The organism is Kosakonia sacchari SP1 (genome assembly GCF_000300455.3).
Lineage (GTDB): Bacteria > Pseudomonadota > Gammaproteobacteria > Enterobacterales > Enterobacteriaceae > Kosakonia > Kosakonia sacchari.
The window spans coordinates 4,304,367-4,323,964 of sequence record NZ_CP007215.2; the positions used below are offsets into that span (position 1 = coordinate 4,304,367).

Annotated in this window: 20 protein-coding genes; 5 read left to right on the plus strand and 15 right to left on the minus strand. The window is 54.8% G+C overall.

The window, feature by feature from the left end; translation table 11 throughout:
- Window positions 1-35 precede the first annotated feature (35 nt).
- The 6 genes from C813_RS43345 to C813_RS43370 form a co-directional block, all read right to left on the minus strand.
- Entirely contained in the window at window positions 36-677 is a 642-nt protein-coding gene (locus C813_RS43345; RefSeq protein WP_017459107.1) for a DUF4310 family protein, read from the minus strand.
- 9 nt (window positions 678-686) lie between these two features.
- The gene (locus C813_RS43350) at window positions 687-1,463 is read right to left on the minus strand and encodes a DUF4311 domain-containing protein (protein WP_017459108.1); all 777 of its coding nucleotides are present in this window, start codon (window positions 1,461-1,463) and stop codon (window positions 687-689) included.
- Between the two features lie 51 nt (window positions 1,464-1,514).
- Window positions 1,515-1,811 (minus strand): DUF4312 family protein, encoded by a 297-nt coding sequence (locus C813_RS43355; protein WP_017459109.1) that lies wholly within the window; start codon window positions 1,809-1,811, stop codon window positions 1,515-1,517.
- A 2-nt stretch (window positions 1,812-1,813) separates the two neighbouring features.
- Entirely contained in the window at window positions 1,814-2,176 is a 363-nt protein-coding gene (locus tag C813_RS43360) for an SFCGS family glycine-rich protein (RefSeq protein ID WP_017459110.1), read from the minus strand.
- Window positions 2,177-2,186: 10 nt separating this feature from the next.
- Window positions 2,187-2,522, minus strand: coding sequence for a glycine dehydrogenase (locus C813_RS43365; RefSeq protein ID WP_017459111.1), 336 nt, complete (start codon window positions 2,520-2,522; stop codon window positions 2,187-2,189).
- A gap of 250 nt (window positions 2,523-2,772) precedes the next feature.
- Window positions 2,773-3,666, minus strand: coding sequence for a LysR substrate-binding domain-containing protein (locus tag C813_RS43370; protein ID WP_017459112.1), 894 nt, complete (start codon window positions 3,664-3,666; stop codon window positions 2,773-2,775).
- Window positions 3,667-3,775: 109 nt separating this feature from the next.
- On the opposite strand from C813_RS43370, the gene C813_RS43375 reads away from it, so the two are divergent.
- Window positions 3,776-4,738: a quinone oxidoreductase family protein gene (locus C813_RS43375; RefSeq protein WP_017459113.1), complete on the plus strand. Its 963-nt coding sequence runs from the start codon at window positions 3,776-3,778 to the stop codon at window positions 4,736-4,738.
- Between the two features lie 468 nt (window positions 4,739-5,206).
- On the opposite strand, the gene cybC is transcribed toward C813_RS43375, so the two are convergent.
- Window positions 5,207-5,593, minus strand: a complete 387-nt coding sequence (gene cybC, locus C813_RS43380) for a cytochrome b562 (protein ID WP_017459114.1) — start codon at window positions 5,591-5,593, stop codon at window positions 5,207-5,209.
- Window positions 5,594-5,649: 56 nt separating this feature from the next.
- Window positions 5,650-7,002: a metalloprotease PmbA gene (gene pmbA / locus C813_RS43385; RefSeq protein WP_040016495.1), complete on the minus strand. Its 1,353-nt coding sequence runs from the start codon at window positions 7,000-7,002 to the stop codon at window positions 5,650-5,652.
- A 95-nt stretch (window positions 7,003-7,097) separates the two neighbouring features.
- On the opposite strand from pmbA, the gene yjgA reads away from it, so the two are divergent.
- Both yjgA and C813_RS43395 read left to right on the plus strand, forming a co-directional pair.
- Window positions 7,098-7,652, plus strand: a complete 555-nt coding sequence (gene yjgA, locus C813_RS43390) for a ribosome biogenesis factor YjgA (protein WP_017459116.1) — start codon at window positions 7,098-7,100, stop codon at window positions 7,650-7,652.
- Between the two features lie 303 nt (window positions 7,653-7,955).
- Complete coding sequence (locus C813_RS43395; protein WP_017459117.1) at window positions 7,956-9,164, plus strand: aldose 1-epimerase family protein; 1,209 nt, start codon at window positions 7,956-7,958, stop codon at window positions 9,162-9,164.
- A 60-nt stretch (window positions 9,165-9,224) separates the two neighbouring features.
- On the opposite strand, the gene mpl is transcribed toward C813_RS43395, so the two are convergent.
- The gene (mpl, locus tag C813_RS43400; RefSeq protein ID WP_017459118.1) at window positions 9,225-10,607 is read right to left on the minus strand and encodes a UDP-N-acetylmuramate:L-alanyl-gamma-D-glutamyl-meso-diaminopimelate ligase; all 1,383 of its coding nucleotides are present in this window, start codon (window positions 10,605-10,607) and stop codon (window positions 9,225-9,227) included.
- A 280-nt stretch (window positions 10,608-10,887) separates the two neighbouring features.
- Here mpl and fbp point away from each other — a divergent pair, with 280 nt between their 5' ends.
- A complete protein-coding gene (gene fbp, locus C813_RS43405; RefSeq protein WP_017459119.1) occupies window positions 10,888-11,886 on the plus strand; it encodes a class 1 fructose-bisphosphatase in 999 nt (332 codons plus the stop codon).
- A 45-nt stretch (window positions 11,887-11,931) separates the two neighbouring features.
- On the opposite strand, the gene C813_RS43410 is transcribed toward fbp, so the two are convergent.
- The 6 genes from C813_RS43410 to ytfQ all read right to left on the minus strand — a co-directional run bounded on the left by C813_RS43410 (window position 11,932) and on the right by ytfQ (window position 18,654).
- Entirely contained in the window at window positions 11,932-12,429 is a 498-nt protein-coding gene (locus C813_RS43410) for a DUF2569 domain-containing protein (protein ID WP_017459120.1), read from the minus strand.
- Between the two features lie 14 nt (window positions 12,430-12,443).
- Window positions 12,444-14,009 carry a methyl-accepting chemotaxis protein gene (locus C813_RS43415; RefSeq protein WP_017459121.1) on the minus strand — a complete coding sequence of 522 codons (1,566 nt, stop codon included), beginning with the start codon at window positions 14,007-14,009 and terminating at the stop codon, window positions 12,444-12,446.
- 110 nt (window positions 14,010-14,119) lie between these two features.
- The gene (yjfF, locus tag C813_RS43420) at window positions 14,120-15,118 is read right to left on the minus strand and encodes a galactofuranose ABC transporter, permease protein YjfF (protein ID WP_017459122.1); all 999 of its coding nucleotides are present in this window, start codon (window positions 15,116-15,118) and stop codon (window positions 14,120-14,122) included.
- A complete protein-coding gene (gene ytfT / locus C813_RS43425) occupies window positions 15,105-16,130 on the minus strand; it encodes a galactofuranose ABC transporter, ATP-binding protein YtfT (RefSeq protein ID WP_170829941.1) in 1,026 nt (341 codons plus the stop codon). The genes yjfF and ytfT overlap by 14 nt, the downstream gene beginning before the upstream one ends.
- Window positions 16,131-16,140: 10 nt before the next feature.
- Complete coding sequence (ytfR, locus tag C813_RS43430) at window positions 16,141-17,643, minus strand: galactofuranose ABC transporter, ATP-binding protein YtfR (protein ID WP_017459124.1); 1,503 nt, start codon at window positions 17,641-17,643, stop codon at window positions 16,141-16,143.
- Window positions 17,644-17,697: 54 nt separating this feature from the next.
- Window positions 17,698-18,654 carry a galactofuranose ABC transporter substrate-binding protein YtfQ gene (gene ytfQ, locus C813_RS43435; protein WP_017459125.1) on the minus strand — a complete coding sequence of 319 codons (957 nt, stop codon included), beginning with the start codon at window positions 18,652-18,654 and terminating at the stop codon, window positions 17,698-17,700.
- A 399-nt stretch (window positions 18,655-19,053) separates the two neighbouring features.
- On the opposite strand from ytfQ, the gene ppa reads away from it, so the two are divergent.
- A complete protein-coding gene (ppa, locus tag C813_RS43445; RefSeq protein ID WP_008460444.1) occupies window positions 19,054-19,584 on the plus strand; it encodes an inorganic diphosphatase in 531 nt (176 codons plus the stop codon).
- Window positions 19,585-19,598: the final 14 nt, after the last annotated feature.

Below are 19,598 nucleotides of genomic sequence, written 5' to 3' on the forward strand. Positions count from 1 at the left end.
TCCAGGAGTAACGGGCGCCGCAGCGCCCGTGGGTGTCAGAGGGCTACCGGGAAAATGGAGCCCAGCAGCATCGCACCGAGGATCGCGCCCCCGGTGATCGGCTTCTGCCAGAGGTAAAACAGCAGCGCGCCAATCAACGAACCAATGCCAATCGGAATAGAAGCGGTCATCGCGCTGAGGATAATCAACGGGCCGAGGAAGCGGCCGGAGGCGTTACCCGCGCCCATCATCACGTCTGCGCCGTAGGTGGAGTCGCTCTGATTAATGGTGAACTTACGCGCCAGAATAATCAGGTAGCCGATCGCCAGGCCGATGATCAGCCCGGTTGCCAGCGAAGCCATAAAGTTCGCCACCGGGAAGACAAATCCTGCGCCGAGCAGCAGCGCCGGCACGCCAAGGCCAACCCCGGTCTGGATAGCTCCACCGATATCCAGGATGCCGACCAGCGAGCCTTCGATAATGCGGGCGAACAGGAAGCTCGCGCCAAACGCCGCCACCGCGCCATAAACGCCGGTATCCATGCCGGAACGCAGCATTGAAACAAACGCCACTTCGTTAAATGCGCCAATGCCGTACAGGTAGTACATGTGTGTCCCGGCGAACACGCCGGAAGAGAGCAGGCCGACGAAAATCGGGAATGACCAGTCGGCGTACCAAAAGCCTTTATTCTGTTCCATCTCGGTTCCTTATTTGCCGCTGAGCGAGTTGTGGATAAGCGACAGCCAGTCCGGCGCGCTCAGGTGGAAGGACTCGATCATTTTCAGGTCAAAGCCGCGGAAGAATGCACTCAGCACAAACAGCGCGACAATCGCCGTCATCATCACTTTGGTGACGCGGTTCCAGCCGCTCTCTTCCACACCTTTACCAATCAGAATGCCCAGCACCAGACCCGGTACGGCGTTACCCATAATCAGCTGCGCCGCGCCGCCAAAGACGGTCGCCCAGAAGCCGGATTTCTTGCCCGCATCAATCGCTGCCAGCCAGAAAATCACCGGCATCACGGTGTTGACCAGCAGGTTCGCGGCCGGAACCAGCACTTTCACCGCCGTCACCTGCAATGCCGCCGGAACGGAGGAGGCGGTCAGGTTGAGGAAGGTGACGACCACCATGCCGATAAGCCCACAGGCGATAGCCATCTTTTTCGGATCATGCAGGGTTTCACCCACGTTGCGGTTTTTCACCATCAACGCCGCAGCGCCCCAGTTCGGAATAATGCGGTGGTCAACGTCCTGCGTGAACGACCCTGCCGCAACGGACGACGCCCAGGCGTTAAAGAAGAAACCCAGACCAAACGAGAAGTGCGAAGCCGGGTCCCCTTCGCAGGAGTTCAGTTCGCCCAGTGTACGAAATGCGCCCATCCCTTGCGTGGTCGGCGCGTGGAACATGCGTGCAGCCCCTGCGCCCACACCGACGCCCACCAGGCCGCCGATAATGAGCGATTTTATTAGTATGATTAAGAACATCAGTCTGCCCTCTTCTACCCTGTGATACTGGCTCACGGGGTATGCGGTGAGTTATTGCGTGACGAAATCCACTTTATCGAGATTGATGGCGGTCACGTTGACGGTGACGTCCAGCTCCACGCTGTACGTGCGTCTTATCCGGCGCAAAAAGAGGAACAAAAAGGCCTCTTTACGCGTCGTTTCCTGCGCCTGAACAACCTGCACGTCCTGTGGCTCAATGCGCAGTAAAATGTGCGGCGACGATTTCATCACCGCGGCCTGAACATGGTTCAGCGCATCGGCAAAGGCGCGCGCTTTCGCATCGCCCTTGCCCTTTACCCTGACCGTGGTGGTGAACTGTTCTTTCATGGTTATGCGCCGTATTTTTTCTGCCACGCCTGCACCAGACGCTCGCCTAACTCTTCTTTGTCCATAAAGCCAAAGCCCAGCACGTTGCAACCTTCGTTAATCGCCGTCACGCCCTCTTCCACAGAACGCATGCCGTATTTGGCTTTGTAGCCATGTTTGTTTTGCGCGGTGATAGCCCCCGCGCCGCCGCTGCCGCAAAAGGAGATGCCAAAAGTGGCGTTTTCCGTTTTCATGACGTCGCCAAGCTTCATATCCGCCGCCACGCCCGGCACGACCACCGCGCGGCCGCCCGCTTTTTCCACACCTGCCGCCACTTTCTGGCCTTTACCCAGGCGGTCACCAATCACTACGGTAATCTGTTCCATTTTTCGCTCCTTAAAGGTTGTCTTTCGCCACTTCGAAGTGCACCGACAGCAGCCAGGCTTCTTCTTCCGGAAGGTTGCCAAAGGCCGCCACGACGTCGCGGGCAAGGCTCATGGAATCCGCCGAGATCTCGTCGAACAAGCTGGCGTCCACTTCTGGCAGCGGTTCGCCGGTCACCGACCGGTGTGCCATCGCGCGGACATGAGAAGTCAGCATCTGTTGCTGCACCGCGTTCGGCGTAATGTTCTGAGAACTGAGTAAGGCATACACCTGCTTCAGCATGCGTTCAGCTAGGGTTGCCGTTTGCGCAGCCTGCTCCGCGTCGTTTATTACCGCTCCGTTATTCACTCGTCGTACCCCGTTAATGGCTTCGGAATAAAACTAACGTTGCAGGTTAAGAGTTTGTAGCGAGGAGTTTTCCACTTCGAAGTGGAAACGCGGAAGGCTTTAGTGATCTGCGCCGCAAAATGAGGCCGCTCAGGGATTTTTCACTGTATAGCGGTCACAATTTTGACCTAAAGAGGCGGAAAAGCAGCAGCCCCAAAGCACAAAAAAACGGCGGGCGGGAAGGGAAAAGTGTGAGGTGAATAAGGTTTACTTATTCCTGCCCGTTATTCAACGCCCGCAACAGATAATCCGTGAATGACGACACCAGCGGCAACAACGGCCTGCCGGGTAAATGTAATAAGTGCATCGGGCGCGGCGGCGGCAAATAGCCCGGCAGCACGGAACACAGGCGGCCTGCATCAATATCCCGCTGCAACATGATGTCGGCGTGCTGCACAATCCCCAGCCCGGCCAGCGCCGCCTGGCGAATCGCTTCGCCGGAATCCACCATCAGCCGCGGCGTAATCGGCACCTCGTGCTTACCGTCCGGCCCGTCCAGTTGCCAGCTGTGATCGGATCTCCACTGGCTAAAACTGATGCAGTGGTGCTGTTTCAGCGCCTCCGGGGTTTCGGGCGTGCCGTGGCGAGCCAGATAGTCTGGCGATGCGGCGAGGATCATCTGGTACGGCGCCAGCGGAATGGCAATCATCCCCTCGTCGTTGATAGCGCCGACGCGAACAGCGAGCTGGAAACGCTCCTCAATCAGCGAGACTTTGCGATCGCTAAGCACCATTTCCGCATCCACGCCGGGATATTGTTGTAAAAAACGCGACAGAATGGGGGTTAAAACATGGTTGCCCCAGGCCACCGGCGCGCTGATGCGCAGCAGGCCAGAGACATTTTCATAAAGGTGATTAGCTAACCCGTCCGCTTCGCGAACGGTGGCGAGGATTTGCAGGCCATACTGGTAAAAACGCTGACCGGCTTCGGTTAGCCCCTGGCGGCGCGTGGTGCGGTGTAGCAGCTTGCAACCGGTGCGGCGTTCCAGTTCGCGCACATGTTTACCAACCATCGCCGGGGTGATGCCTAACGAGTCGGCGGCGGCGGTAAAACTGCCGAACTTGATAGTGCTGACAAACGACTCCACGCATTTGAGATAATCCATTTTTCACCCGCATTCTAAACTCACAGTATTAAATGAAGATAACAACGCCCCATTTATCCGCAACAGGACGCGGGAAATAATAGCGCCATTATCGTTTGTTGGATTCTTAATGATGCAATCGCTGGTTTTCAATGAGTTTGGCGCATCGGATGTGCTCTTCATGCGCAATCACCCTACGCCGCAGCCCGGCGCGGGCGAGTTGCTGGTCGACGTGTCTGCCGCCGGGCTGAATTTTGCGGATATTTATCGCCGCCAGGGGCGTTACCCACTGGCAGGAAACGCCCCCTGGGTTGCCGGGTATGAAGGTGCCGGACAGGTGATTGCCGTGGGGAGCGGAGTGAACGGCTGGCAGCCGGGCGATCGTGTGGGTTTTGCCGATGTGCCGCTGGCGCACGCCAGCCATATTGTGGTGGCACAGGAACACGCCATCCGCCTTCCCGACTGGCTTTCTGAAGCGCAGGCGGCGTCGATTTTGTTGCAAGGCTTAACCGCAGATTATCTGGTGCATGACGTATTACCGGTGGTACCCGGCATGCGTGTCGCCGTGCTGGCCGCCGCTGGTGGCGTGGGCAGCCTGCTGACGCAAATGCTGGTACACCGGGGGGTGCTGGTATTCGCCGTGGCATCAAACCAGATCAAGCAGCACCGCTGTCTGCGTAACGGTGCAGACGCCGCCGCCGATTACGACTCGTGGCCTGAACAGGTTCGCGCCTGGCATACAGCGGGTTGTGACATCGTGTTTGATTCGGTTGGCAGCACACTATTACAAAGCCTGGAGAGCCTGAAAGATGGCGGGCGCGTGGTGCTGTTCGGTATGTCCGGCGGCACGATCCCCACGCCGGATCCTGCACAGTTTTTGCTGCGTTCCACCGGCATTATCGGTGCCGATCTGTGGACTTACCTGACATCGCAGCAAGAGCGGCAGCGCCGCGCCGATCGCCTGTTCGCGCTGTTAAAAGAGGGACATATTAAATTGCCGGAGGTGACATCTTTTCCACTCTACCGGGGTAAAGAGGCGCATGACTTGCTGGAAAACAGAGGGTTTAGCGGGAAAGTGATTTTGATCCCCTGACATAACGCGTTTTAAAAATGAAATAGCACCAGGGGAGCCCATAATAAAAAAGCATTCACCAACTAACAGGTGAAATGCCAGGTAAGTAAGCGTTGTTATTTAAGATATGTGGAATTGTTCCGTTCATTAATAGAACGGTTTTCTGAATAGACGTCCGTGTCGTGAACGGGATAAGGGGGACACCGCGTCCCCCTTATCAATCCCCGCAGCCCCGCGAGAAATTGGTGCTACGCACTACGCTCACCTCCCGAGTGTCTGTCTTCGGTCGGCTCGACTCGACGTCGTGTCTCGTTTCGCCTCTGGTCGCCATCCCTGGCGCCCAGACCTTGCCATTCACTCTTCGGTTCGCCAATTTCAGCGGGGACTCAACCCCTTCGCTTCAACATTAAAACCTGAAACAGCAGATGCATCGCTATAAAAAAAATGGCCGCAACGTTGCGGTTGCGGCCATTTCAAATCTATTGCTGATTAACGGTATTTCTTGTGATAGGTGTTGCGGGTATCAATGAACCCTTTGGCGGCGTCCTGCGCCTCTTTCACTTTGCCTTCGTTAGCCAGTTTCAGCGCGCCGTCAATCTGCCCGACCAGCACATCAAAGCCGTGGCGGAAATCTTTCATCTCCGCGCTGTCTGCCGCTTTACCTTCCAGTTTCGGCGGCGTCGCTTTTTGTGCATCTAATGCAGCGGTACGCATTTTGGTTAATGCATCTTTCATCTCGCCGGCGTCGCTGGTTTTCTGCACCACTTTGAGATTGTCATTCAGGGTACCCATATCATCTTCAAGATCGGCGGCGAGCGCCGAAGACCCAATAAATAACGATGATACAGCCAGGATCGCTAACAGGTTTTTACGCATTGCTCACTTCCTTTTTTATTATTCACGCTAAAGGCGCAGCTCTGTGCGCCACGGAGTTATTGTCCGGCGATTTTCATCTCCGGGAGTAACACTGAACCACACTGAATATTGCTACGGTGTTCGATATCGTCACCAACGGTAACGATATTACGCCACATATCTTTCAAATTTCCTGCAATGGTAATTTCGCTCACTGGATACTGGATTTCACCATTTTCTACCCAAAAACCGGACGCACCGCGCGAATAATCACCGGTAATGCCACTCACGCCCTGGCCCATAAGCTCGGTGACAACAAGCCCGGTACCCATCTCTTTGAGCATTTGCTCAAAGCTCAAACCGCGCCCGGCAATGCGCCAGTTATGAATGCCGCCCGCATGTCCGGTGCTTTTCAGCCCCAGCTTACGCGCGGAATAATTGGTCAGCAGCCACTGCATCAGCACGCCATCTTTAACGATATCGCGGCGTTCGGTACGCACGCCTTCGCTGTCAAACGGTGAAGATGCCAGCCCTTTAAGCAGGTGCGGATGTTCTTCGATAGTCAGCCATTCCGGCAGGATCTGCTTACCGAGATAGTCCAGCAGGAACGTCGATTTGCGGTAGACAGAGCCGCCGGCAATCGCGCCTACCAGGTGACCAAACAGGCCGGTCGCCACTTCGTGACCGAAAATGACCGGCGCTTTCATGGTCGGCAGCTTGCGCGGCGACAGGCGAGACAACGTGCGACGCGCACACTCTTCGCCTACCCATTCCGGTGTTTGCAGTTCGCTAATGTCGCGGCTGATGGTGTACGCGTAATCGCGCTCCATGTCGCCATTCTCTTCGGCAATCACGCAGCTCGACAGAGAGTGGCGCGTAGAGCAGTAGCTTTGCAGCATGCCGTGGCTGTTGCCGAAGACTTTAATGCCGTAGTGGCTGTTGAAGCTGCCGCCTTCGGTATTATTAATGCGTTTATCCGCTTTCAGCGCCGCCTGTTCCGCGCGCGCGGCCCATTCGATGGCTTCATCCGGTGTCACTTCCGCCGGGTGGAACAGATCAAGATCCGGTGCCTCAAACGCCAGCAGCTCTTTATCTGCCACGCCCGCGTAAGGATCCGGCGAGGTGTAGCGCGCGATATCAAGCGCGGCCTGTACGGTGCGGGCAATCGCATCCGGGCTGAGATCGGTTGACGAGGCGCTACCTTTACGGTTCTGGTGATAAACGGTGATCCCAAGCGCACCATCGCTGTTAAATTCGACATTCTCCACTTCGCCGTAGCGCGTGCTGACGCCAATCCCGGTGGTTTTGCTAACAGCCACTTCCGCACCGTCCGCTTTTCCGGCGGCTAATTCCAGCGCTGTGGTAACCGCCTCTTCCAGCGTTTTGCGTTGTTGTGCAACTTGTGTGATGACTTTCATTGCCAATGCCATAATTAAGGGAGAGATTCTTTGAAGTCTAACAGAGAACCGTTTTTCAGTGCGCGCCTTAACTGGTAACATTAGCCTCTTTTTTTAAGGAGCCTGAGATGACAAAGCAGCCCGACGACTGGCTCGACGACGTGCCCGGTGATGATATTGAAGACGAAGATGATGAGATCATCTGGGTCAGTAAGAGTGAAATTAAGCGCGATGCTGAAGAGTTAAAGCAGCTCGGCGCGGAAATGGTCGATCTTGGCAAAAACGCGCTGGATAAACTCCCGCTCGACCAGGATCTGCGCGACGCCATTGAACTGGCGCAGCGCATTAAGAAAGAGGGTCGCCGCCGTCAGTTGCAGTTGATCGGTAAAATGCTGCGTCAGCGCGATGTCGATCCGATTCGCCAGGCGCTGGATAAGCTGAAAAACCGCCACAACCAGCAAGTGGCCTTTTTCCACAAGCTGGAGCAGATCCGCGATCGCCTGATTGAAGAGGGTGATGATGCGGTGCCGGAGGTGCTGAACCTGTGGCCAGATGCTGACCGCCAGCAGTTACGCTCGCTTATCCGCAACGCGAAGAAAGAGAAAGAAGGCAACAAACCGCCGAAATCCGCGCGTTTAATCTTCCAGTATCTGCGTGAACTGGCTGAAACCAGCGAGCAATAACCTTTCTGCATTATCCCTCTCCTGCGGGAGAGGGCTTTTCCCGCGTCCCTTTTCCTGTTTCATTTATTTCCTTCTGAATACAATCAAAATTAAGCTGAATCGTTAAAGCTAAAAACATCCAACTTCACATATTTACAGCGCATATCGATTTCATTTCATAAATAAATGCGATCAATACCAACTATTTTCCTTCTCATCATCGCTCATTTTCAGCAAATGAAACGGATCACATTTTATCCCCTGCGCAAAACGTAGATTTCAGCCGTGGTGAAAATAATCGATTCAGCTAAAAAGGACGAAATGATGAAAAAAATCGTAATGCTTTCCGCACTTGCGCTGCTTGTTTCTGGTCAGGTAGCGGCAAAAACCTGGGTGCTGACAAGTGCTGAAGGCGGCGTTGAGCAGGGAAACTGGCGGATCAGCAGCGATCAGCTGAACATCAAAGATCAGCATTTCAGCATTGAGCAGGTAGTGCTGCACGGTGGTAAACAAGAGGGCAGCAAAGTCATCAAACTGAGCAGTAAAAACGGCCTGACCATCGCGCTGAGCCCGACGCGTGGCATGAATTTGCTCTATGCCGACGGTTTTGGCGTGCATATGGGCTGGAGTTCACCGGTAAAAGAGGTCGTTAACCCGGCATTCATCAATCTGGAAAGCCGCAATGGCCTCGGTTGGCTGGAAGGTTTCAACGAAATGGTGGTGCGCTGCGGTTACGAATGGACCGGTCATCCGGTAACGGCAGACGGGCAGATTTACACCCTGCACGGCAAAGTTGGCAACACGCCCGCTTCGCAGGTTTCTGTCGATGTTAGCGAAACTGCGCCGTATGAAATTCGCATTCGCGGATTAGTGAAAGAGAGCACCTTCAAAAAAGCGGATCTGCAAACGGAAATGGAACTGCGCTACATTCCGGGCAGCAACAGTTTCAGCCTGCATGACGTGCTGACCAACCACGCTGACTATCCGCACGATTACCAAATCATCTACCACAGCAATTTCAGTAAGCCGATCCTTGAACAGGGCGCGCGCTTTATTACGCCGTATGAAAACGTCAGCCCGTTCAATGATTACGCCAAAAAAGGGTTGAAAGAGTGGCAAACCTACGCCGGGCCAACCAAAGGCTTCGACGAAATGGTGTTTAATATCAAGCCGCTGGCTGACGCCAGTAAACAGACCGTCGCGGCATTGCTGAACAAGGCCGGAGATAAAGGCGTGGCGATTAGCTACAACACCGAACAGTTGCCGGTACTGACACTGTGGAAAAATACCGACACGGAAAAACAGGGCTACGTCACCGGTATCGAACCGGGCACCAGCTACGCCTATCCGGTCACTATTGAACGTGAACAAAAACGCGTGAAACAGTTGCAGCCAGGCCAGAGCACCCGCTTCGATTTAACCTATATGCTGCTGCACAACAGCAGTCAGGTAGCTGAAGTAGAGAAACGCGTGCAGGAAATTCAGGGCAGCAAAACTCCGCAGTCGATTGAAACGCCGATGGCGAAAGAGTAACGCGCAGGCACAAAAAAACCGCGCCAGGTTTCGGGCGCGGTTTTTATTTACTTAGTGCGATCAGGCGTTTTCAGCAGCGAGCTGCGCTTTTTTCGCCAGCCCGTCGAGCAGCTTCTGGTGGATACCACCAAACCCGCCGTTGCTCATCACCAGAATGTGATCGCCCGGCTGGGCGCTTTTGACAATCATCTCCGCCAGCGTATCCACATCCGCACTCCAGTACGCAGGCTGCACGCAGGCATCTGCCACTTCCGCCACCTGCCAGGGAATATGCGGCGGCTGCAGCAGATACACTTCATCCGCACGTCCCAGCGACGGCGCCAGATCGTCTTTGCAGATGCCCATTTTCATGGTGTTCGAGCGTGGCTCCAGCACGGCGATAATTTTCGCGGTGCCGCCCACTTTCCCGCGCAGCGCCGCGAGGGTTGCCAGAATTGCCGTCGGGTGATGGGCAAAATCGTCATACACGGTCACGCCATTGGCTTCACCACGCAGTTCCAGACGACGACGCGCATTGATGAAAGAGCCCAGCGCGTTCGCCGCTTCTGCCGGTGCAACACCAACATGACGCGCGGCGGCAATCGCCATCAGGCCATTGTGCATGTTGTGCTCGCCCACTAAGCCCCAGTTAACCTGGCCGACGCATTCGTTATCCAGCCACACTTCCCAACTGGAGGCGTCAGTATTCAGTTTTTTCGCCTGCCAGTGGCCCTGCTCGCCAACCAGCTCCTGCTCGCTCCAGCAGCCCATCGCCATCGTCTGTTTCAGGTTGATGTCGTTTTCCGGCCAGATAATTTTCCCCTGCCCCGGCACGATGCGCACCAGGTGGTGGAACTGTTTCTGAATCGCTTTCAGGTCGTCGAAAATATCCGCATGGTCAAACTCAAGGTTATTGAGTACCAGCGTGCGCGGGCAGTAATGAACGAATTTGGAACGTTTGTCGAAGAAGGCGCAGTCATATTCATCGGCTTCAATCACGAAGAACGGGCTCTCGCCCAGACGCGCCGAAACATCAAAATTGCCCGGTACGCCGCCAATCACGAAGCCCGGTTTGTAACCACAGGCTTCCAGAATCCAGGTCGCCATGCCTGCCGTGGTGGTTTTACCGTGCGTACCGGCAATGGCGACAACCCAGCGGTCGCGCAGCACAAAATCGTGGAGCCATTGCGGACCCGACATAAACGGAATGTTCTTTTCCAGCACCGCTTCCACACAGGGATTACCGCGCTTCATCACATTGCCGATGATGACCAAATCCGGTGCCGGATCGAGCTGGCTTGCGTCATAACCTTCAATCAGTTCAATCCCTTGGTTCTCAAGCAGCGTGCTCATCGGCGGATAGACACTGTCGTCCGAGCCCGTTACCTGGTGTCCCAGCGAGCGCGCCAGCATTGCCAGCCCGCCCATGAAAGTGCCACAAATCCCCAATATATGAATGCGCATACGTCATTATCCTTTCTTAAACTGGCGCACATTTTACTCATATGTTTAACCGCAGAGAAATGCATTTCAGGATAATCCGCATGTAGCTGGCGCGATTCACCTGTGCGCGGACTTTTGAATGTTTGTTAGTATTGTTGCATGACCTTCGCGTTTTCGTTTGCGAAAGCTCTGGCTGTTACGGCGTCAGCTGTTTACTATCCGGAACTTGCTGTGAGCAGCAACCTGAAAACCACAGGCTACAATCGCTTTACTCCATCATGAAAAATGCAGGGAAAGTGTTATGAAAACGTTAGGTGAATTTATTGTCGAAAAGCAGCATGAGTTCTCGCATGCAACGGGTGAACTGACTGCTTTGCTGTCGGCGATAAAACTGGGCGCCAAGATCATTCATCGCGATATCAATAAGGCCGGTCTGGTCGATATCCTGGGTGCAAGCGGTGCTGAAAACGTGCAGGGTGAGGAGCAACAAAAACTCGACCTGTTCGCGAACGAAAAACTGAAAGCCGCTCTCCGCGCCCGCGATATCGTGGCTGGGATCGCCTCTGAAGAAGAAGATGAGATCGTCGTTTTCGAAGGCTGCGAACACGCCAAATATGTGGTGCTGATGGATCCTCTGGATGGTTCCTCCAACATCGACGTTAACGTCTCCGTCGGGACAATTTTCTCCATCTATCGCCGCGTAACGCCAGTCGGCACGCCGGTCACCATGGAAGATTTCCTGCAACCGGGCAACAAGCAAGTCGCTGCGGGTTATGTCGTTTACGGTTCGTCCACCATGCTGGTTTACACCACCGGCTGCGGCGTACACGCCTTCACGTACGATCCGTCACTTGGCGTGTTCTGCCTGTGTCAGGAGCGTATGCGCTTCCCGGAGCGTGGCAACACATACTCCATTAACGAAGGCAACTACATCAAATTCCCGCAGGGCGTGAAGAAATACCTGAAGTTCTGCCAGGAAGAAGATAAAGCGACCAACCGCCCTTACACCACGCGCTACATCGGCTCGCTGGTAGCGGATTTCCACCGTAACCTGCTGAAAGGCGGGATCTACCTCTACCCAAGCACCGCCAGCCACCCGGAAGGGAAACTGCGTCTGCTGTACGAATGCAACCCGATGGCGTTCCTCGCAGAACAAGCAGGCGGTAAAGCCAGCGACGGCAAAAACCGTATTCTGGATATCCAGCCAGAAAGCCTGCATCAGCGTCGTCCGTTCTTTGTCGGCAACGAGCACATGGTGGATGACGTAGAACGCTATATGCGTGAGTTCCCGGACGCCTAATCGGCCGGGTACAACGAGAAAGCGCCACGATTGTGGCGCTTTTTTTTAGCGTACAAACGTACGTTTAACGCGCACGGACACCAGGAAATAGGGGATCCAAATCGCCGCACTTACCGCGTTACGCAGCAACGGCTTAACGTTATCGTAGACGTAAGGCAGACCCATAAGCTGATGTGCCAGCACTAAATCCATCCCGTAAAACGCAAGCCAAAGCAGCAGAAAACCAATGAAAAAACGCGGAAGCTGACGCTTTTTGCGAAAGAACAGGCTCGAAACGAACAGCGTGTAGGCAAACATCGCCACAAAGAAAACCAGTTCGAAAACAAGCAGCCCTTTCTGCCCTGCGACGAACGCGCCGTCGTTCTCCATCAGAGCTTTGACGGTGGTATTGATCGACACCACAATCGTCAGCAGAGAAAGCACCAGCGAGATCGCCGGCACAAACAGCCAGCCGCGAATTTTTTTAAACTCGCGCGCCTCGCACTCCGCGCAGAAATCACTCTCTTTCAGCGCGTCCTTATCGCATTGAATACAGGTTCCCATGACGTTGCCTTTCGTTATCCCTGCGTCTGTAAACGGAATGAAGCCATTGCCTGCAACAACTCGCGCGACTGCTCTTCCAGCGAACGGGTCGCCGCGGAAGATTGCTGCACCAATGCCGCGTTTTGCTGCGCGGTTTCATCCATCTGGCTGACGGCGATATTCACCTGCTCAATACCGCGACTCTGTTCCTGCGATGCATTGGCGATTTCGCGCATCAGTTTGGTCATTCGCAACACTTCTTCGGCGATTTCGTCCATCGTTTCACCGGCCTGCATCGCCAGATCGCTGCCTTCAGACACCTGCGCCTGCGAGCTGCTGATGAGCGCCCGGATCTCTTTCGCCGACTCGGCGCTGCGGCTGGCAAGGTTACGCACTTCACCGGCAACCACCGCGAAACCACGCCCCTGCTCACCCGCGCGCGCGGCTTCAACGGCGGCGTTGAGCGCCAGAATATTGGTCTGGAAAGCAATAGCGTCAATCACGCTAAGAATGTCGGCGATACGATCGGAGCTGGTAGAGATATCGCGCATTTTTTCAATAACATAGCAAACCATTTCGCTGCCGCGATCGGCGGTATCGGAAACCGTCTTCGCCAGTTTATGCGCCTGCTCCGCATTGTCGGCGTTTAGTTTCACTGTGGCCGTGATCTGCTCCATGCTGGCTGCGGTTTGCTCCAGCGATGTGGCGGTAGATTCCGTACGCTGCGACAAATCGATGTTGCCCGCCGCTAACTCACGGCTGCCGGTATCAATTTGCGAACTGGCATCACGCACGCGGGTGACTGAACCCACCAGCGACTGGCGCATCTCTTCGATAGCCGCGTTCAGCCGGTTAAATTCTTTGCTACTGACATCGGTTTTCAGGTAGGTCAAATCCCCTGCCGCCACCTGTTCCAGTTGCTGAATTGAGGTATCCAGCGGCTTGAGCAGTAAATGGCGCAGCGCCAGCCAGGCCAGCACGATGATCCCGGCCACCAGCAACGCCACTACCAGAATCAGCAGCATAACGCCGTTTTTACTGCTCTGAACGGCGCTCACTTCCGCTTTGCCGCGCACTTCGCCCCACTTCTGGAAGGCCTGCATGTCGTTATCAAACTGGCGGGAGATAGGGATCAGTTTGTTTTCCAGCAGGTCGTAATAGGCATCGGCGCTCTGTTGGTTGAGCGCATCCTGCATTGGTTTAATGCCCTGATTGACATAGTCGCCGTAGCTTTTCGCTAACGCCGCCAATAGCGCGGAGCCCTGCTCATCATCCACGCCCGCCTTAATCACGCCGGTCAGCGCGCTTTCGCCGCGATCAATTTCGCCATTGATCATTTTCACCGATTTGGCGGCATCATCCAGCAAACCGACTTCCATCATGCGCACGGCCTGGCCCGCTTCATTACGCGCACGCAGGATCAGCGTGTAGCCATCGCTCAGGCGCGCCATTTTTTCGCCTTGTAGCTGGCTAATGCGTTCCAGCGAAGAGGAGCTTTTATTCAGTGCATAAATGCCAATACCGCTGACCAGCAGCAGCAGAAGCGTCATAACAGCCAACAAAGAAAGTAAACCAGTACGGATCGAAAGCGTTTTAAGCATGATGTGAATCCCGGTAGCAGCGATACTTTTTGGCGTAAATTAAGCCGATTCGTCAGTTATCGACCGCTACCGGAATTACTTTAGGGAAAAATAGTCATTTCAATATGTTATTACTTTGTTGCCGTTGTGCTAACGCGCGTAACAGGTGAGCTTTGGCGGTTCTCCCACAACACCGTTAAGCCACGTTGCAACGCGATAAAAATAAACAACAGAATGCCGATGGCAATCTTGGTCCACCAGGAACTGAGCGTGCCATCGAAGTTAATATAGGTCTGGATAAGCCCCTGAATACCCACGCCAAACAGCGTGCCGAGCACCGTGCCGACGCCGCCACTCAGCAGTGTACCGCCAATCACCACCGAGGCGATCGCATCCAGCTCAACCCCCACGCCCGCCAGCGCGTAACCGGCCTGGGTGTAAATGGAGAAGACAATCCCCGCCAGCGTCGCCAGCCCGGTCGAGAGCATATAGATACGAATGGTGGTACTGCGCGTTGAGATACCCATCAGGTTCGCGGAAGTGGCATTACCGCCAATCGCGTAAACTTCGTTGCCAAAACGAGTGCGGTGTGCGAGGAAAATACCGATCACCACCACAAACAGCATTAGCAGCCCCATTGCGCTCAAACGTCCACCGCCGGGGATCATCCATGCCATGCTGGAGAGTGAATCATAAATCGGGTGATTAATCGGAATCGACTCTTCCGACAGCAGGTAACTGACGCCGCGCAGGAAAAACATCCCCGCCAGGGTGATGATAAACGCCGGGATTTTTAACGCGTCGATCAAAAGCCCCATAAACGCGCCAAACGCGGTGCCCATTAGTAAAATTAACGGGAATGCCAGCAGCGGCGATATGCCCCAATCGCCAATGGCTTTCGCCAGAAAAACGCCGGTGAAAGCGATCACCGATCCGACGGATAAATCAATGCCACCAGAGAGGATCACGAAGGTCATACCAACGGCGATGATCCCCAAAAAGGCGTTATCCGTCAGGATGTTGCAAATCACGCGTGTCGACGCAAAACCGGGAAACTGCGTCAGGCAGTAGAGATAGCCAAGCACAAACACGCCCAGCGTTATCATCAGCGGTAAATTACGTTTTATCATGACCGCGAGCTCCTTTAATCAGCGCGATAAAGCGCGGCGACTGAACAATCAGTACGCACATCACCACCACCGCTTTCACCACCTGGTTGAGTTCCGGCTGGAAACCGGAGAGCAAAATGCCGGTGTTCATGCCTTGAATAATCAGCGCACCCACCACCGACAGCACAAGATTAAAGCGCCCGCCCATCAGCGAACCACCGCCGATAACCACCGCCAGAATCGCGTCCAGTTCCAGCCACAGTCCGGCGTTGTTGGCATCCGCACCGCGAATGTCCGCCGCGACAATCACCCCGGCTATCGCCGCGCACACGCCGCTCAGCACATAAGTCAGCATCACCACAACACGGGTATTCACACCGGCGTTTTTCGCCGCGCGAATGTTAATGCCCACCGCTTCAATGAACATGCCGAGCGCGGTTTTGCGGGTGAACACCCAGAACAGCACCAGCGTGACCAGCGCGATAATCACCGGGGTGGGAAACAGCAGCAGCGAACCGCTGCCCAACCAGGCCAGCGACGGGGCGTTAAAGGTGACAATCTGCCCGGAGGTGATCAACTGCGCGACGCCGCGCCCGGCGACCATCAAAATTAGCGTGGCGACAAACGGCTGGATCTTCAAAATCGCCACCAGAATACCGTTCCACAATCCAGCCAGCACACCAGTGCCAATCGCCGCCAGCAGCACCACCGTCAAGCTGTATCCGGCGACCGTTAACGACGCCGCCGTCGCGCCAGCAATCGCCATTACCGCCCCGACCGACAGATCAATGCCGCCGGTGGCAATCACCAGCGTCATTCCAATGGCCAGCAGCGCCACCGGCGCGGCGCGGTTAAGAATGTCTATCGGGCTACCGAACAGGCGAGCATCCTGTAACACCACCTGATAAAAATGCGGTGCAACCAGGCTATCCACCACCAACACCAGCAGCAGCGCTATCAACTGCGGCGTTCCGGTCGGCCAGTTAAAACGGCGCTTTGGCGGCGTCGTTTGGCCAAGTGATTGAGGCATCACACTTTACTCCTTACGCCGCAATGGCATTCATGATCGCCGGAACGGACAACTCAGCGAGCGGGATCTCCGCCACTTGTTTACGATCGCGCATGATAATCACCCGATCCGCATAGCCCACCAGCTCTTCCAGTTCGGACGAAATAACCAGCAGCGCGAGCCCATCGGCACAGAGGGTTTCGATCAGGCGAATGATCTCCGCATGCGCCCCCACATCGATACCGCGCGTCGGCTCATCGAGGATCAGGAATTGCGGGCGCGTCAGTAGCCAGCGCGAAAGCAGCACTTTCTGCTGGTTGCCGCCGGAAAGAAACTCAATCGGCTGTTCGGCGCTCGGTGTGCGAATGCCAAGCTGGCGAATAAAACGCTCGGCAATCGCGTTCTGCTCTTTGCGTGGGATTGGCCGCAGCCAGCCGCGCTGCGCCTGCAACGCCAGCACGATATTTTCCCGCACCGACGCGGCGGCGATAATGCCGTCGGTTTTGCGGTCTTCCGGGCAAAAACCGATGCCCAGACATGAGGCCTGGTGTGGTGAACGTAAAGATTGTGTTTTGCCTTTGATGGTGGCACTGCCGCTGTCGGCGGGTTTGATGCCAAAAATCACTTCGGCGGTTTCCGTGCGACCTGAGCCTAACAGCCCCGCCAGCCCAACGATTTCGCCGGGACGCACTTCCAGATCGAACGGCGCGATCACCCCTTTTTTGCCGTAACCATTGAACGCCGCGACCGGTTTTTCACTCAGCAGCGTGCGTCCGGCGCGTTGCAGGGCGTTGCTTTCCAGCTCACGGCCGAGCATCATTTTGACCAGCTCGATTTGCGGCAACTCGCTGGTCGGTTTGCAACCAACAAAGCCACCGTTGCGCAGCACCGTGATGCGGTCGCTCACTTCATAGACTTGATCGAGAAAGTGGGTGACGAAGATCAGGCTGACGCCCTGATCGCGCAACTGGCGCATCAGGGTAAACAGCATCTCCACTTCCTGGGTATCGAGGCTGGCGGTGGGTTCATCAAGGATCAGCACTTTGGCGGAGAGATCGATGGCGCGGCAAATGGCCACAATCTGCTGCATCGCCACCGAATAGCGGTTAAGTGGCTCGCGCACATCCAGTGAAAAGCCGTAGGATTCCATCAGTTCAGTCGCGCACTTTTCCATCTCTTTACGACGCAATAAACCAAAACGCCGGGGTTCGCGGCCAATAAATAAGTTATCCGCCACCGACATATTCGGCAGCAGGTTGACTTCCTGATACACCGTCCCGATGCCAAGCTGCTGGGCGTGGGCGGTGTTTTTCGGATTGATTTGCTGGCCTTCCAGCCATATAGCGCCTTTATCGGCGTGGTAAACGCCGGTTAACGCTTTAATCAGCGTCGATTTTCCCGCGCCGTTTTCCCCAAGCAGGGCCATGATTTCGCCGCGGCGCAGGCTGAAATCCACGTTATCGAGCGCTTTTACGCCGGGAAAGAATTTACTTAAGCCTTCGGTACGCAGGATTTCCTGGTGTGCTTCCGCGTTCATTGTTGACCCCTTACACATTTACCCTCTCCCCGCCGGGGAGAGGGTTTTTGCGACTCAGTAACCCATGTTTTTCTTTTTCTCTAACTCCTCTTTCGCCGTATCCGGCAGATAGAGCGTCGATTTGGTAATGGTCAACTTCGGCGGCATGGTGCCATCTTTTTTGTATTTCTCCAGCGCGTCGAACGCCGGGCCTGCCATATTTGGCGTCAGCTCAACGCTGGCATTGGCTTCGCCGTCGATCATCGCTTTATAGATATCCGGCACGCCGTCAATAGAACCGGTGAGAATGTCTTTACCCGGTTTCAGCCCCGCTTCTTTGATGGCCTGGATAGCGCCGATCGCCATGTCATCGTTGTGGGCGTAGACCATGCAGATGTTTTTGCCGTTGTTTTCCGCCTTGATAAAGCTCTCCATCACCTCTTTACCTTTACTGCGGGTAAAGTCACCAGACTGAGAACGGATGATTTTGATGTTAGAGGCTTTCGAAATGGCTTCGGCAAACCCTTTCTTACGATCGATCGCCACGCTCGCACCCACGGTGCCTTGCAGCTCAACGACGTTACACGGTTTGCCATCGACCGTTTTCACCAGCCAGTCACCAATCAGCTTGCCTTCCAGAATGTTGTCGGCGGTAACGGTGGTCATGTAGAGCGATTTGTCTTTGACATCGATGGAGCGGTCGAGCAAGAACACCGGGATTTTGGCGTCTTTCGCTTCTTTCAACACCGGTTCCCAGCCTGTCGCTACCACCGGCGCGATAAAGATGGCATCAACGCCCTGGGCGATGAACGAACGTACCGCTTTGATTTGGTTTTCCTGCTTCTGCTGGGCGTCAGCAATCTTCAGCGTAATGCCGCGCTTGCTGGCTTCGCTTTTGGCGACGTTGGTTTCAGCGGCTCGCCAGCCGGATTCAGAACCAACCTGCGAAAATCCTACGGTTAACGGGGCGGCCATCGCCATAGACGACATGGCTGCCGAAACTGCTGTGACAAGAAGTAAGCGCTTCCACATAAGAGCATCCTCGAGGGTTATTGTTGGCTACAACTTCACCTGCGAGAAAACTATAGACAATCGAGGATGTAACAGAATGCGTTACATCACAAATCGGAAAAGTGAATGAATTGTTGATGACCAGTTGCGATCTGGCGCGCGAAAAGCGCGGTTTTAATTCACCTCATTTATCCATTGAAATTGCAGAAATTTACTGCGTACGGATTAGAACGAAATTTCGCTGTAATCGGTTACACAAAATTATTGATGATGCTGCTATGCTTATGGATAAAACGGTCAAAAACGGGTGTCAGAAAGCGTCTGAAAAAGTGTGAGGAAGTTAAAACAGCCCAAGACATTCACCGCCAGTTGGCTATAATACCCGGCACTTGTTTGCCACACATTTTAAAGGAAACAAACATGAGCTTACTGAACGTCCCGGCGGGTAAAGATCTGCCAGAAGATATCTACGTTGTTATCGAAATTCCGGCTAACGCTGACCCGATCAAATACGAAGTCGACAAAGAGAGCGGCGCGCTGTTCGTTGACCGTTTCATGTCCACCGCGATGTTCTATCCGTGCAACTACGGTTATATCAACCACACCCTTTCGCTGGATGGTGACCCGGTAGACGTGCTGGTGCCGACGCCGTACCCGCTGGAGCCAGGCTCTGTGATCCGCTGCCGTCCGGTTGGCGTGCTGAAAATGACCGATGAGTCTGGCGAAGATGCCAAACTGGTTGCCGTTCCGCACACCAAACTGAGCAAAGAGTACGATCACATTAAAGATGTGAACGACCTGCCGGAACTGCTGAAAGCACAGATCACCCACTTCTTCGAGCACTACAAAGATCTCGAAAAAGGCAAATGGGTGAAAGTAGACGGCTGGGACAACGCTGAAGCTGCTAAAGCAGAAATCATTGCCTCTTTCGAGCGCGCAGCGAAGAAGTAATCCGCTTTATCTGA

Bases quoted from the DNA above. Each gene is read 5' to 3' on its own strand.
- ytfQ (WP_017459125.1), bottom strand. From the start codon at position 18,654: ATGTGGAAGCGCTTACTTCTTGTCACAGCAGTTTCGGCAGCCATGTCG.
- yjfF (WP_017459122.1), bottom strand. From the start codon at position 15,118: ATGATAAAACGTAATTTACCGCTGATGATAACGCTGGGCGTGTTTGTG.
- pmbA (WP_040016495.1), bottom strand. From the start codon at position 7,002: ATGGCATTGGCAATGAAAGTCATCACACAAGTTGCACAACAACGCAAA.
- ytfR (WP_017459124.1), bottom strand. From the start codon at position 17,643: ATGAACGCGGAAGCACACCAGGAAATCCTGCGTACCGAAGGCTTAAGT.
- C813_RS43360 (WP_017459110.1), bottom strand. From the start codon at position 2,176: ATGGAACAGATTACCGTAGTGATTGGTGACCGCCTGGGTAAAGGCCAG.
- ppa (WP_008460444.1), top strand. From the start codon at position 19,054: ATGAGCTTACTGAACGTCCCGGCGGGTAAAGATCTGCCAGAAGATATC.
- C813_RS43415 (WP_017459121.1), bottom strand. From the start codon at position 14,009: ATGCTTAAAACGCTTTCGATCCGTACTGGTTTACTTTCTTTGTTGGCT.
- mpl (WP_017459118.1), bottom strand. From the start codon at position 10,607: ATGCGCATTCATATATTGGGGATTTGTGGCACTTTCATGGGCGGGCTG.
- C813_RS43410 (WP_017459120.1), bottom strand. From the start codon at position 12,429: ATGGGAACCTGTATTCAATGCGATAAGGACGCGCTGAAAGAGAGTGAT.
- cybC (WP_017459114.1), bottom strand. From the start codon at position 5,593: ATGCGTAAAAACCTGTTAGCGATCCTGGCTGTATCATCGTTATTTATT.
- C813_RS43375 (WP_017459113.1), top strand. From the start codon at position 3,776: ATGATGCAATCGCTGGTTTTCAATGAGTTTGGCGCATCGGATGTGCTC.
- C813_RS43350 (WP_017459108.1), bottom strand. From the start codon at position 1,463: ATGTTCTTAATCATACTAATAAAATCGCTCATTATCGGCGGCCTGGTG.
- yjgA (WP_017459116.1), top strand. From the start codon at position 7,098: ATGACAAAGCAGCCCGACGACTGGCTCGACGACGTGCCCGGTGATGAT.
- C813_RS43370 (WP_017459112.1), bottom strand. From the start codon at position 3,666: ATGGATTATCTCAAATGCGTGGAGTCGTTTGTCAGCACTATCAAGTTC.
- fbp (WP_017459119.1), top strand. From the start codon at position 10,888: ATGAAAACGTTAGGTGAATTTATTGTCGAAAAGCAGCATGAGTTCTCG.
- C813_RS43355 (WP_017459109.1), bottom strand. From the start codon at position 1,811: ATGAAAGAACAGTTCACCACCACGGTCAGGGTAAAGGGCAAGGGCGAT.
- C813_RS43395 (WP_017459117.1), top strand. From the start codon at position 7,956: ATGAAAAAAATCGTAATGCTTTCCGCACTTGCGCTGCTTGTTTCTGGT.
- C813_RS43345 (WP_017459107.1), bottom strand. From the start codon at position 677: ATGGAACAGAATAAAGGCTTTTGGTACGCCGACTGGTCATTCCCGATT.